Source organism: Streptomyces solicavernae (assembly GCF_029968095.1).
Classification (GTDB): domain Bacteria; phylum Actinomycetota; class Actinomycetes; order Streptomycetales; family Streptomycetaceae; genus Streptomyces; species Streptomyces solicavernae.
Map to the genome: position 1 here is coordinate 36,364 of NZ_JASCIR010000033.1, position 13,100 is coordinate 49,463.

Sequence of the window (13,100 nt, forward strand, 5' to 3'; positions counted from 1 at the left end):
ATGGGTTGGCAGGGAGTGGGGCAGCGCATTAAAGTGTTAGCACTTTGATTCACTGTTGAGAGCATCTACAGCACTCACTGCTGGACACAGCGCAGAAGCACACAGAGAAACGGGGACAGCGATGACCACGCCCGACCGCACACCAACCCTCGACCACACGCCCGCCGACGCCCCCGAGATGCCCGAGCCCGGCGTCCGCGAGTTCGCCGCGCACTCCATCGGCGGCGGCCTCGCCCTGCTCCTCGGCCTGCTCGGCCTGGCCGCCGGCGCCGGCCTCGTGGTGCTCGCCACCACCGCCGGCCCGGCGGGCGCGAAGGCCGCCCTGATCGTCGGCGGCATCCTGGTCGCCGTCGCCGCGTTCCTCGCGATGTGCGGGCTGAACATGGTGGCGCCGGGCGAGGCCCGGGTCGTCCAGCTCTTCGGGCGGTACCGCGGCACGATCCGTACGGACGGACTGCGCTGGGTCAACCCGCTGACGTCCCGTACGAAGATCTCCACCCGGGTCCGCAACCACGAGACGGCCGTCCTCAAGGTCAACGACGCGTACGGCAACCCGATCGAGCTGGCCGCGGTCGTCGTGTGGAAGGTGGAGGACACCGCGCAGGCCACGTTCGAGGTGGACGACTTCCTGGAGTTCGTCTCGACGCAGACCGAGGCGGCCGTACGCCACATCGCGATCGAGTACCCCTACGACGCCCACGACGAGACCGGGCTTTCGCTGCGCGGCAACGCCGAGGAAATCACCGAGAAGCTGGCGGTCGAGCTGCACGCGCGCGTGGAGGCGGCCGGCGTCCAGATCATCGAGTCCCGCTTCACGCACCTCGCGTACGCCCCGGAGATCGCCTCGGCGATGCTGCAGCGCCAGCAGGCCGGTGCGGTGGTCGCGGCGCGGCGGCAGATCGTGGACGGCGCGGTCGGCATGGTCGACGCGGCGCTCCACCGGCTCACCGAGCAGGACATCGTGGAGCTCGACTCGGAGCGGAAGGCGGCGATGGTGTCCAACCTGATGGTGGTGCTGTGCGGCGACCGCGCGGCCCAGCCGGTCCTCAACACCGGGTCGCTGTACCAGTGAGCGAGGAGCCCTCGCCGGGCCGGAAGCCGCAACAGCAGCGCAAGCAGGTGCTGTTGCGGCTCGATCCGTCGGTGCACGATGCGTTGGCGCGCTGGGCCGGGGACGAGTTGCGGTCCACGAACGCGCAGATCGAGTACCTGCTGCGCAGGGCGCTGTCGGAGGCGGGCCGCCTGCCGAACGAGGCCAGGCCGATGCCTCGCAGGGGCCGCCCGCCGAAGGCGCCCTGAAAGGGGCGCGGGGAACTGCGCGAGCAACCCACGACGGGCGGCACCCGGCAACGGCACGAAGGTGGCAGACGCGTCTGTCGGGTGCGCATCATCGGCGGGTGCGGGCCGTTCATGGCTGAGCGCGCAGTTCCCCGCGCCCCTTACGGGGCACCTCCCCCGCGCCCCTGTTCAGCCACTCCCCCCCGCGCCCCTGAAGAACCCGCACCGGCAACGCCGACATCGCCCCGCGCAACTCCGCGGCCAGCGCCTCGTACTCCGCGGAGCGCACCGCGCCCGTCCGCATCGCGAGGGCGATCCTGCGGGTGGGCGCGGGCTCGGCGAAGGACCCGGTGAGCAGCTGGCTGGAACGGCTGGTCTCCACCTTGACCGCCGTACGCGGCAGCAGCGTCACCCCGAGCCCGCCCGCCACCAGCTGCACGAGCGTGGAGAGCCCGGCCGCGGTCGTCGTCACCGGCGCGTCCGCGCGGCCCGCGTCCCGGCAGATGTCGAGGGCCTGGTCGCGCAGGCAGTGCCCCTCGTCGAGGAGCAGCAGGTCGAGCTCGCGCAGCGCCTCGCGCGGGATGCCCTCGCGGCCGCCGAGCCAGTGGTCGAGCGGGGTGACCAGCAGGAAGTCCTCGTCGAACAGCGGGAGTTCGGTCACCCCGGGCACGCCGAGCGGGACGGCGAGCAGCAGCAGGTCGAGCCGCCCGCCGAGCAGTCCGTCGAGGAGCGAGGCGGTCTGCTCCTCGTGCACCTGGAGGTCGAGCTCCGGATAGCGTTCGTGCACAAGGCGCAGCACGGTCGGCAGCAGGTACGGGGCGACGGTCGGGATCGCGCCGAGCCGCAGCGTCCCGGTGAACGGCCCGCGCACCGCCTCGGCCTCCTCCAACAGCGCGCCGACCGCCTCCAGTACGTCCGTGGCGCGGGCGGCGAGCCGTTCCCCCGCGGGCGAGAGCAGCACCTTGCGCGTGGTGCGCTCCAGGAGCTGGACGCCGAGCACCTCCTCCAGGGCGGAGACGGCCCCGGACAGCGCGGGCTGGCTCATGCCGATCGCCGCGGCCGCGTCCCGGAAGTGCAGATGCTCGGCCACGGCGTCGAAGGCACGCAGCTGCGCCAGGGTGGGCTGCTTCCCGCCGCGCGCGGCACTGCGCCTGCCTGCTCCGCTCCTCTTGCTACCGGTCTCTTTACTGCCGGTCTCTTTGCTACCGGTCTCTTTACTAACGGTCACTGATAACCACCTCCGATCAACATGACCAAGTCTAGCTATTTCCGCGATCAATGCAGTTCGTGCCAGGATCGGCGTCAGTCCAACCCTCTGGAGGACCCTCACAAGGGAGCCTCCGAACCTCGCAAGGAGAGCGCGTGCTCACTGTCGGTGACAAGTTCCCCACGTACGACCTGACCGCCTGTGTGTCGCTGGAGAGCGGCAACGAGTTCGCGCAGATCGACCACAAGTCCTACGAGGGCAAGTGGCGCGTAGTGTTTTTCTGGCCGAAGGACTTCACGTTCGTCTGCCCCACCGAGATCGCCGCCTTCGGCAAGCTGAACGACGAGTTCGCCGACCGCGACGCCCAGATCCTCGGTGTCTCCGGCGACTCGGAGTTCGTGCACCACGCCTGGCGCAAGGACCACGACGACCTGCGTGACCTGCCCTTCCCGATGCTGGCCGACTCGAAGCACGAGCTGATGCGCGACTGCGGCGTCGAGGGCGAGGACGGCTTCGCGCAGCGTGCCGTGTTCATCGTCGACCAGAACAACGAGATCCAGTTCTCGATGGTGACCGCCGGTTCCGTGGGCCGTAACCCGAAGGAGGTCCTGCGGGTCCTCGACGCCCTGCAGACCGACGAGCTGTGCCCCTGCAACTGGTCGAAGGGCGAGGACACCCTCGACCCGGTCGCACTGCTCTCCGGCGAGTGACGGAAGGGATCTGATCTGACATGGCACTCGACGACCTGAAGTCCGCCGTCCCGGACTACGCCAAGGACCTGAAGCTGAACCTCGGCTCGGTCATCGGCAACTCCGATCTGCCGCAGCAGCAGCTGTGGGGCACGGTCCTCGCCTGCGCGATCACCTCGCGCTCGCCGCGCGTGCTGCGCGAGCTGGAGCCGGAGGCGAAGGCGAACCTGTCGCCGGAGGCGTTCACCGCGGCCAAGTCCGCGGCGGCGATCATGGCGATGAACAACGTCTTCTACCGGACGCGTCACCTGCTCTCCGACCCGGAGTACGGCACGATGCGCGCCGGCCTGCGGATGAACGTCATCGGCAACCCCGGCGTCGACAAGGTCGACTTCGAGCTGTGGTCGCTGGCCGTGTCCGCGATCAACGGCTGCGGGATGTGCCTGGACTCGCACGAGCAGGTGCTCCGCAAGGCGGGTGTCGACCGCGAGACGATCCAGGAGGCGGTCAAGATCGCGGCCGTCCTCCAGGCGGTCGGCGCGACGCTCGACGCCGAGGAAGTCCTCGCGTAACGCCGCACGTTGGCTGTACGAAGCGGCCCCCACCTGACGCGATCAGGGCGGGGGCCGCTTTGTCGTTCCCCACCCCGCCCCTTCCCCGACAGGGGCGGGGAGGGGATCAGTCCGCCACAGGCGGAGTCGGTGGCGGAGGCTGAGTCGGAGTCGGAGGCGCAGACGGCGCCGCAGGCCCGTCGACCGGCGCCAGGTCCGCCACCGTCGCCCCGTGCGGACGGGGCGATTGCCGCAACGCCTGCTCCTGCGAGTACGCCCGCAAGTACCCCACCACCGTGTTCGCCACGGCAACCAGCGGAACGGCGACCACCGCTCCCCCGATGCCCCCCACCATGCCGCCCGCCGCAACGGACAGCACGACCGCCAGCGGATGCACCCGTACCGCACGCCCGAGGATGAACGGCTGCAGCACATGCCCCTCGATCTGCTGCACGGCGAGCACCACGACCAGCGCCATCAACGCCGTGAACACGCCCTGCGTGACCAGCGCCACGACCACCGCGAGCGCCCCCGAGATCACCGCACCCACGAGCGGGATGAACGCGAAGAGGAAGATGAACACGGCCAGCGGCACGGCCATCGGGACGTCGAGGAAGTAGATGCCGATGCCGATGAAGATCGCGTCGATCAACGCGACTATCACCGTGCCGTGGACGTACGCGGTGAGCGTGCGCCACGCCTTCGGCCCGGCCCCGGCGACTCCGGGGCGGGCCTGCACCGGGACGATCTTGAGGGTCCAGTTCCAGATGCGCTTGCCGTCGTAGAGGAGGAACAGCGTCGAGAACATCGCGAGCAGGATGCCCGTCATGAACTCGACGATGACCGTGACGCCTTCGAGGCCCGCGGTGGTGATCTCCTCGGTGTTGGTGCCGACGGCCTCGCGGAGGTTCTTCGCGATCTCCTTGATCTGGTCCTCGGTGACGTGGAACGGACCGTCCAGGAGCCACCTCTGGAGTTCGTCGATGCCCTCCTGGACACGCTCGGCGAGGGTGTCGATGTTCTCCATCACCTGCCAGACCACGAACCAGCCGACCAGGCCCATGATGACGAAGCCGGTGATGAACGTGACGGCGGTGGCGAGTCCGCGCGGCAGGCCGAGGGAGCGCAGCCGTCCGACGGTCGGCTGGAGGAGTGCGGTGATGAGGAGCGCGGCCAGGAAGGCCATGACGACGAGCTGGATCGAGGTGATGGCGCGGGCCAGCACCCAGACCGCTGCGGCGAGTACGAGCAGCCGCCACCCCGCCTCGGCCGCGACCCGCAGCCCCCAGGGCACGGCGGCCACGGGTTCGAGCCGGGCGGCGACCGCGGGCGCGTAGGCGGGCGGCGCGGGGACCCGGTCGGCCGGTACGTCCGGCAGGGAGTCGGGCGGCGCCGGTACGTCCGGCGGGGAGTCGGGCGGCGGCGGCACGTCCGTGGGGTGCGGCTCGCCCTCGGCGGCGGCGCGGCGCTCCTCCCACCGCTCTCCCATCCGGGTCAGCCGGCCCCCGAGCCGCCCCAACCACCCTGGCGTTTGCGTCATCAGCTTTTCCTTGTCCCCCGGAGTCCCCCGGATTTTTCCTTGCGACCGTACATGCGTGGAGCCCTCCACCGTAGGACGGTGAAGGGCTCCACGAAGTTGAGCTTCAGGCGTAACAGCCGTATCTCAGTACCAGTTGTTGGCCTGCCAGAAGTCCCAGGCACCGCAGGGGCTGCCGTACCGGTCGTTCATGTAGTTGAGGCCCCACTTTATCTGCGTGGCCGGGTTGGTCTGCCAGTCGGAGCCGGCCGAGGCCATCTTGGAGCCGGGCAGCGCCTGCACGAGGCCGTACGCGCCGGAGGACGGGTTGGAGGCCCGGTAGTTCCAGCTGGACTCGTGGTCCACGATGTTGCTGAAGCACTGGAACTGGTCCGCGGGGACCATCTGACGGGCGATCGCCTGCGTCTCCGCGATGGTGTACGAGCTCTGCGTCGCGATGTCGGAGATGTCCGCGCGGGCCTCGGAGCGGCTGGCCTTGAGCTCGGCCTCGCGCTCCTTGGCGGCGGCCTTCTCCTCGGCGAGCTTCTTCTCCGCGGCTTCCTTCTTGGCGACCGCGTCCTCGGCGGCCTTCTTGCGCGCCGACTCCTCCGCGGACTTCTGCGCAGCGGCATCGGCGGCGACAGCCTGTGCGTCGGCCTGCTGGGCCAGAGATGCGGTCTGCACCTCGGCCTGCTGGCCCGCGGGGATGTCGGCGAGCAGCGTCCCTTCGCCCGACGCTGCCGTCGCCTCCATGTCGTTGGAGGGCTGGGTGCTGCCCGAGGCAACGCCCACGACGGCGCCGACAGTGGTGACCGCCGTGGCCGAAGCCACCGCGAATCCCCGGACCGAGATCCGGCTCACATGCATTCCTTCCAGCATCGCCCGGTCGGTGACCTTTCGGGCGCAATCGTGCCCCTGGCACTGGCTACCCCTTGAGACATGGTCACGGGCAGCACGGACCCCAGGAAGCAACTCCTTTACGGGAGCGGCTTCCTGTGAAGCGGGTGGCATGCGGCGGTCTCTATGAAGTTCTGGGGTTCCACACCGCTGGGGGTGCGCAAGTGCCGCATGCGGGGCCTGACAGGACCACGACTCTGCCGGAACGGGATGCCGTGAGGCAATTCTGCGTTGCGTGTGAAAGCTCACACCCCGTTTGCCTCAGGAGTTTTGAGGAAATGCGCGTACGGCACGACGCCGCCCGGCTAAGCTCTTCGGCTTCGCCGGGCGGCGCCAACTACCGCGTAGCTATGCGGTTGTACTGCATTTCGGGCACCGAACGCAGGGCCGGTCAGATGTGCCCGTCCTCCAGCATTTCGGTCACGAGCGCCGCGATCTGCGAGCGCTCGGAGCGGGTCAGGGTCACATGCGCGAAGAGCGGATGGCCCTTCAACTTCTCGACGACGGCGACGACTCCGTCGTACCGCCCGACCCTGAGGTTGTCGCGCTGGGCGACGTCATGGGTGAGTACGACGCGGGAGTTGGCCCCAATTCGGGACAGAACGGTCAACAGGACGTTCCGTTCCAGGGATTGGGCCTCGTCCACGATGACGAAGGCGTCGTGCAGCGAGCGGCCGCGGATGTGCGTGAGCGGCAGCACCTCCAGCATGCCGCGGGCCGTGACCTCCTCGATGACCTCGCGGTTCGTGACCGCGGAGAGCGTGTCGAAGACCGCCTGCGCCCACGGGCCCATCTTCTCGGCCTCGGTGCCGGGCAGATAGCCGAGCTCCTGGCCGCCCACCGCGTACAGCGGCCTGAAGACCATCACCTTCTGGTGCTGCCTGCGTTCGAGCACCGCGTCGAGGCCGGCGCAGAGCGCGAGCGCCGACTTTCCGGTGCCGGCCCGGCCGCCCATCGACAGGATGCCGATGTCGGGGTCGAGCAGCATGTCGAGGGCGATGCGCTGCTCGGCGCTGCGGCCCTTGAGCCCGAAGGCCTCGCGATCGCCGCGCACGAGCCGGACGTTGCCCTCGGGCGTGACCCGGCCGAGGGCCTTGCCCTTCTCCGAGCGGAGCGTGAGCCCCGTGTGCACGGGCAGGTCCGCCGCCTCCGGGACGTACAGGGTGTCCTGGTCGAAGAGGAGGTCCACCTGCTCACCGGAGAGGTCGAGTTCGGACATTCCGGTCCAGCCGGAGTCCGTGATCGCGAGTTCCGCGCGGTACTCCTCGGCGAGCAGGCCCACCGAGGACGCCTTGATCCGCAGCGGCAGGTCCTTGGAGACGACCGTGACGTCGTACCCCTCGGCCTGCAGGTTGCGGGCGACCGCGAGGATGCGGGAGTCGTTGTCCCCCATTCGATAGCCGGCCGGAAGCACTCCGGGATCCGAGTGGTTGAGCTCGACCCGCAGCGTCCCGCCCAGCTCGCCGATCGGGATCGGGGCGTCGAGTCGCCCGTGCCTGATCCGGCAGTCGTCCAGCATGCGCAGGGCCTGCCGGGCGAAGTAGCCGAGTTCGGGGTGGTGCCGCTTGGCCTCTAGTTCCGTGACCACCACGATCGGAAGCACTACTTCGTGTTCGTCGAAGCGGTTCATGGCGTTCGGGTCAGCCAGCAGCACGCTGGTGTCGAGAACGTAAGTGCGCCTGTCGGGAGTGCGGCGCTTTGTGCTGGTCACCACGGAAGGACGTACCCCCTCGGATGAGGTAGGGGAGCGACGGCGTCGCGGAGGACTGGACCGGGCTCGGGCCGCCTTGCACGGGCCGAGCGCCGGCCCTCCACGAGTCCGTACGGAGTACGGTCCTTCTGGTGCAAAGGGCCTCCCGGGCGGGCGGCCCCGTGCCACCCGCTGAGGTGCGACTCCCCTGGCCGGGGGGTCACTTGACATGGGTATGCCCTCGAACCGGCTCAGCCATGCCGCGGCGCACGGCGACGCGTCGGTGAACGTCCGGTGACCTGCCGTCGTGTGACTGCGGGTCAGGCTCCGCAGTGACTGCGGGTCAGGCCCCGTGGTGACTGCGGGTCAGCCTCCGTAGCGCCGGTGGCGGGCCGCGTAGTCGCGCAGCGCGCGCAGGAAGTCGACCTTGCGGAAGGCCGGCCAGAAGACCTCGCAGAAGTAGTACTCGGAGTGCGCGGTCTGCCAGAGCATGAAGCCGGAGAGGCGCTGCTCGCCGCTGGTGCGGATGACGAGGTCCGGGTCGGGCTGGTCGCTGGTGTAGAGGTGGCGGCCGATCATGTCGGTGTCGACGACCTCGGCGAGCTCCTCCATCGAGGTGCCCTTCTCCGCGTGGTCGAGGAGCATCGAGCGGACCGCGTCGGCGATCTCCTGGCGGCCGCCGTAGCCCACCGCCACGTTGACCGTTATGCCGTCGACGTGCGCCGTGGACTCCTCGGCGTCCTTGATCGTGCCGCGCAGCTGGGCGGGCAGGATGTCCGGGGTGCCGACGTGGTGGACGCGCCAGCGGCCGTCGGCGGCGAGGGTGCGGACGACGTTCTCGATGATGCCGAGGAGGGGGCCGAGTTCGTCCTGGGGGCGGTCGAAGTTGTCGGTGGAGAGCAGCCAGAGCGTGACGACTTCCACATCGGTCTCGGAGCACCAGCCGAGGAACTCGGAGATCTTCTCGGCCCCGGCCCGGTGACCGTGGACGGTCGTGCTGCCCGCCGCCTTCGCCCAGCGCCGGTTGCCGTCCATGATGACGCCGATGTGGCCCGGCACCGCGGAGTGGTCGAGGCGGCCTTCCACCCGGCGTGCGTAAAGCCCGTACACCAGGTCGCGCAGGTTCACTCTCTTCAGCCCCTCCGTGCAGATGGCAGATGCGGCCCCCGAAGGCGCCACCTTACCGCCGGTCGCGGCCGTCTCCGCCCCAGGGTGCGTCCCGCCTGAAGGTAGCTTCGTAGCCATGAACGACAACCGTGTGTACCGCGCCGCCGGTGACCGATACGACTCCATGGAGTACCGGCGGACCGGCCGCTCCGGCCTGAAGCTGCCCGCGATCTCGCTCGGACTGTGGCACAACTTCGGCGACGACAAGAGCCTCGACAGCCAGCGCGCGATCCTGCGCCGCGCCTTCGACCTGGGCGTCACGCACTTCGACCTGGCGAACAACTACGGCCCGCCGCCCGGCTCGGCCGAGCTCAACTTCGGCAAGCTCCTGGCGCAGGACTTCGCGCCGTACCGGGACGAGCTGGTCCTGTCCACGAAGGCCGGCTATCTGATGCACCCCGGCCCGTACGGGGAGTGGGGCTCGCGCAAGTACCTGCTGTCGTCCCTGGACGCCTCGCTGAAGCGGATGGGCGTGGACTACGTCGACATCTTCTACTCGCACCGCTTCGACCCGGACACCCCGCTGGAAGAGACCATGGGCGCGCTGGCCTCGGCGGTGCAGCAGGGGAAGGCGCTGTACGTGGGTGTCTCCTCGTACACGAGTGAGCAGACGCGTCAGGCCGTGCGGATTCTCACCGACATGGGGGTGCGGCCGCTGATCCACCAGCCCTCGTACTCGATGATCAACCGCTGGACCGAGGACGACGCGCTGCTCGACGTCCTGGAGGAGTCGGGCATGGGCTGCATCTCGTTCGTGCCGCTCGCGCAGGGCCTGCTCACCGGGAAGTACCTGAAGGGCATCCCGGAGGGTTCGAGGGCCACGCAGGGCAAGTCGCTCGACCCGGATCTGCTGAGCGACGAGGTGCTGCGCCGCCTGAACGGCCTGAACGACATCGCGGCCCGGCGCGGCCAGTCCCTCGCGCAGCTGGCGCTGAGCTGGGTGCTGCGGGACGAGCGGATGACGTCGGCGCTGATCGGCGCGTCCAGCGTGCGGCAGCTGGAGGAGAACGTCGCGGCGCTCAGCGCTGCGAAGCTCACCGATGAGGAGCTGGCCGAGATCGACGAGTTCGCGGTGTCGACGCCGGGGACGAACATCTGGGCCGGCCGGCGGTGACGGCGCGGAGCCCGTACGGCGCCTGTGTGCGGGCATGAACCAGGGCATGAAACAGGGCATGAAACAGGCATGAAAAACGGGCCGGTCCATGGGGGGGGAGATGGACCGGCCCGAGGGGGGGTTTCCACCATAACCCCTCCTGCGGGGCGTCGCGTGCAGCGGCGCGGCGCGACTATCCGGCGAGTGCCCCGGCGAGGAGTCCGGTGGCGGCCCCGGCGAGCATGCAGGGCCCGAGCGGCATCGCCGTCCTGCGGCCCGCTCGCCCGCGCAGCACAAGGGTGAGCGCGTATCCGCCGCCGTATCCGAGGCCCGCGAGGAAGCCGAGGACGAGCACGCCCCAGCCGTACCACCCAAGGGTTACGCCGAGGACGACCGCCAGTTTGACGTCGCCGAAGCCCATGCCGGTGGGGTGGGCGAGGAAGAGCAGCAGGTAGGTGCCGCCGAGGGCGAGGCCGCCGAGGAGGGCGCCGGTCCAGGTGCCGGCCGTGCCGTCGAGGGCGGCGGCGGCGCCGAGCAGGGCGAGGGCGGCGGCGGCGAGCGGCAGGGTGAGGATGTCGGGCAGCCGGTGCACGGCGTGGTCGACGGCGGCGAGCAGCACGCCGAAGGGGACGAGGGTCAGCCAGACGGCGAGTTCGGGGCGGGGTCCGGCGGCGGCGGCGAGCGCGGCGCACAGGAGTGCGGTGAGCGTGGCGAGCAGCGGGGTGCTCGGGCCGTACCAACGGGGTGTGTGCGGTGGGCACTTGGGGCAGCGGGCGGGGCCGAGCCAGCCGTTCGCGGGGCCGGTGAGGGGGTGGCCCTGGGGGCAGTCGGCGCGCCAGGGTTCGTCGTGGGCGACCGCGAGGCGGTGGGCGGCGCGCGGCAGGAGCACTCCGGTGAGTGCGCCGTAGGCGGCGGCGAGGGTGGCGAGCAGCGCGGGCACGGGGTGACTGTAGAGGGCGGTGTGGCGGCGGGGTAGAGCGGTGTACGGCCTCGGAGAGCGGTGTAGCGGCGTACGGCTCCGGAGAGAGGCGTACGGCTCCGGAGAGAGGCTTGCGGCACCGCTCGGCCCCCTCCACCGCGCGGTGCCGCACCGCGTGGCTTTGCCGACGCGAATGAGCCTTGGTCTGAACTTACGTGATGCCTACATCGCGATCGACCGGATCAGGTAACGATGCGGAATCGAAGAGGGCGAGTTGTCCGGATTTACCCCGAACCTTTACGCGGTCGTGCCCGCGCCCTTGCCGATGAAGCCGTGCTCCGCCAGGAACGCCAGCGCCGCCTCGTCGGGGGTGCGGCCCTCCAGGTCGACCATGCCGTTCAGCTCGATCATCTGCTTCTCCGTCAGGGCGTGGCCCAACTTCTGCGCAAGACGCTTGAGTTGAGGGTGTTCGGCCGCCGTCTTGTTGCGTACGGTCACGGCCGCCAGCTCGGTGGTGAAGTGGCCGCGGTCGTCGTCCAGGACCTTCAGGTCGAGCGAGGTGATCCGGGCGTCGCTGGTGAACACCTCGGCGAAACGGCAGGGGCTGGCCTTGGCCACGTTGACGTAGTTGAGGGCCAGGGCGTTCTGGTAGGTCAGCTCGGGCGGGAAGCGGGCGTCGTACGTCTTCTGGAAGGAGCGCAGCTCCCGGTCGAGGAACTCCGACGCCCCGCACAGCGTGGCCTGCTCCGGATGGTTCCTGGTGAACTCGGCCAGGTCCGACAGGGTGTGCACGTCGGCCGCGGGGCCGGTCGCGTCCGCCGCCCTGGCCAGCGCGTACTGGTTGCCGAAGCGGGCGGGCGCCAGCCAGGTCACGCCGTTCTCCGCGCGGTCCTCACGAGCCGTGGCGCGGAACTGCTGCTCGGCGCCACGGATCGGCCTGTCGTGCTGGAGGAACTGGGTCCAGCCGGTCCCGGAGTACTCCCAGTAAATGTCGACCTCGCCCTGCTTCAGGGCCTGGCGCACCACGTTCGTGCCGTTCAGGCCGGTCTGGTCCGTGGTCCTCGCGCCCGCGGCACGCAGCGCGTACAGGAGGATCTTGCCGAGGATCTGCTGCTCGGTGAACTCCTTGGAGCCGACGGTGAACCGGGTGCCCTTCAGGTCGAAGTCGCGGGCCAGGGAGCCCTGTTGGAGCTGGTGCGCCGCGGGGCCTCCGGTGGCGCCGGGGCCGCAGGCCGTCGTGAGGGCGGCGAGGGTGAGGGCGGTCGCGGCCAGGCGCCGGGGTGCGTGTGAGGTGCTTCGGGGCACGGCGGGTGCCTCCCTCCGGTAGGGGGGTGCGGGTTCAGAGGCCACGGGGGCGCAGGGTGTCCTCGGCGATCCCGGCGAGCCAGTCGACGAGCAGCGCGAGCACGGCGACGAGCACGGACCCGGTGACGAGGACCAGGTTGCGGCCGGAGTTGATGCCGTTGGAGATGACGTCGCCCAGGCCGCCGGCGCCGATGAACGTGGCGAGCGCGACCGTGCCGACCGTGATGACCAGGGCGGTACGGATGCCGGCGAGCATCACCGGTACGGCCAGCGGGAGTTCGATGCGCCACAGTACGGTGGACCGCTTCATGCCCATGCCGAGCGCCGACTCGATGACGGCCGGGTCGACCTGGCGCAGCCCGGCGATGGTGTTCCGCAGCACCGGCAGCACCCCGTACGCGACGAACGCGATCAGCGCGATCTGCTGCACGCCGAGGCTCACGAACACCACCGCGAGCAGCACGATCAGGCCGATCGACGGCACCGCCTGCGCGATGTTCGCCACCGCGAGGACCGGCCCGGACAGTGCCCGCGCCCAGCTGCGGGTGAGCACCACCCCGAGCGGCACGGCGATCGCGAGGATCAGCGCCGTGACGGCGGCGGTCAGCTCCAGGTGGGTGAGCGTACGGCTGAGCAGATAGGCCGAGTTGAGGCTGCGCTGCTCGATCAGGTCGTGCGGGCGGCCCGCCACGTACCAGAGCAGCAGGGCCAGGGCGGTGCCGAGGCAGAGCGGGGTGACCGCGTACGCGGCGGCGCGTGGGAGGCGCGGGGACGGGGCCGTTTCCATC

The 13,100-nt window shown here is 70.2% G+C and carries 13 protein-coding genes; 5 read left to right on the forward strand and 8 right to left on the reverse strand.

Annotated elements, in window-relative coordinates; translation table 11 throughout:
- Positions 1–121: 121 nt before the first annotated feature.
- Both QIS99_RS27050 and QIS99_RS27055 read left to right on the forward strand, forming a co-directional pair.
- On the forward strand, positions 122–1,072 hold the full coding sequence (locus tag QIS99_RS27050; RefSeq protein ID WP_282516292.1) for an SPFH domain-containing protein: 951 nt from the start codon (positions 122–124) through the stop codon (positions 1,070–1,072).
- Positions 1,018–1,299, forward strand: a complete 282-nt coding sequence (locus tag QIS99_RS27055; protein ID WP_408909646.1) for a hypothetical protein — start codon at positions 1,018–1,020, stop codon at positions 1,297–1,299. The genes QIS99_RS27050 and QIS99_RS27055 overlap by 55 nt, the downstream gene beginning before the upstream one ends.
- 109 nt (positions 1,300–1,408) lie before the next feature.
- Here the strand turns inward: QIS99_RS27055 and QIS99_RS27060 are convergent, their stop codons facing one another.
- Positions 1,409–2,395, reverse strand: coding sequence for a LysR substrate-binding domain-containing protein (locus QIS99_RS27060; protein WP_282516327.1), 987 nt, complete (start codon positions 2,393–2,395; stop codon positions 1,409–1,411).
- Positions 2,396–2,640: 245 nt separating this feature from the next.
- Between QIS99_RS27060 and QIS99_RS27065 the strand changes: the two genes are divergently transcribed.
- A complete protein-coding gene (locus QIS99_RS27065) occupies positions 2,641–3,195 on the forward strand; it encodes a peroxiredoxin (protein ID WP_282516294.1) in 555 nt (184 codons plus the stop codon).
- A gap of 20 nt (positions 3,196–3,215) precedes the next feature.
- On the forward strand, positions 3,216–3,746 hold the full coding sequence (locus tag QIS99_RS27070; protein ID WP_282516295.1) for an alkyl hydroperoxide reductase: 531 nt from the start codon (positions 3,216–3,218) through the stop codon (positions 3,744–3,746).
- A 106-nt stretch (positions 3,747–3,852) separates the two neighbouring features.
- Here QIS99_RS27070 and QIS99_RS27075 read toward each other — a convergent pair whose 3' ends face one another.
- The 4 genes from QIS99_RS27075 to QIS99_RS27090 all read right to left on the reverse strand — a co-directional run bounded on the left by QIS99_RS27075 (position 3,853) and on the right by QIS99_RS27090 (position 8,956).
- Positions 3,853–5,265: an AI-2E family transporter gene (locus QIS99_RS27075; protein WP_282516296.1), complete on the reverse strand. Its 1,413-nt coding sequence runs from the start codon at positions 5,263–5,265 to the stop codon at positions 3,853–3,855.
- A 123-nt stretch (positions 5,266–5,388) separates the two neighbouring features.
- On the reverse strand, positions 5,389–6,102 hold the full coding sequence (locus QIS99_RS27080) for an aggregation-promoting factor C-terminal-like domain-containing protein (RefSeq protein WP_282516297.1): 714 nt from the start codon (positions 6,100–6,102) through the stop codon (positions 5,389–5,391).
- A gap of 427 nt (positions 6,103–6,529) precedes the next feature.
- Positions 6,530–7,852, reverse strand: a complete 1,323-nt coding sequence (locus QIS99_RS27085) for a PhoH family protein (RefSeq protein ID WP_282516298.1) — start codon at positions 7,850–7,852, stop codon at positions 6,530–6,532.
- 342 nt (positions 7,853–8,194) lie between these two features.
- On the reverse strand, positions 8,195–8,956 hold the full coding sequence (locus QIS99_RS27090) for an isoprenyl transferase (RefSeq protein WP_282516299.1): 762 nt from the start codon (positions 8,954–8,956) through the stop codon (positions 8,195–8,197).
- 115 nt (positions 8,957–9,071) lie between these two features.
- Between QIS99_RS27090 and mgrA the strand changes: the two genes are divergently transcribed.
- On the forward strand, positions 9,072–10,109 hold the full coding sequence (gene mgrA / locus QIS99_RS27095; RefSeq protein ID WP_282516300.1) for an L-glyceraldehyde 3-phosphate reductase: 1,038 nt from the start codon (positions 9,072–9,074) through the stop codon (positions 10,107–10,109).
- 172 nt (positions 10,110–10,281) lie between these two features.
- Here the strand turns inward: mgrA and QIS99_RS27100 are convergent, their stop codons facing one another.
- The 3 genes from QIS99_RS27100 to QIS99_RS27110 form a co-directional block, all read right to left on the reverse strand.
- A complete protein-coding gene (locus tag QIS99_RS27100; RefSeq protein WP_282516301.1) occupies positions 10,282–11,028 on the reverse strand; it encodes a prepilin peptidase in 747 nt (248 codons plus the stop codon).
- Between the two features lie 276 nt (positions 11,029–11,304).
- Positions 11,305–12,312, reverse strand: coding sequence for a glycine betaine ABC transporter substrate-binding protein (locus QIS99_RS27105; protein WP_282516302.1), 1,008 nt, complete (start codon positions 12,310–12,312; stop codon positions 11,305–11,307).
- 34 nt (positions 12,313–12,346) lie between these two features.
- Positions 12,347–13,099 carry an ABC transporter permease gene (locus QIS99_RS27110; RefSeq protein ID WP_282516303.1) on the reverse strand — a complete coding sequence of 251 codons (753 nt, stop codon included), beginning with the start codon at positions 13,097–13,099 and terminating at the stop codon, positions 12,347–12,349.
- Position 13,100: the final 1 nt, after the last annotated feature.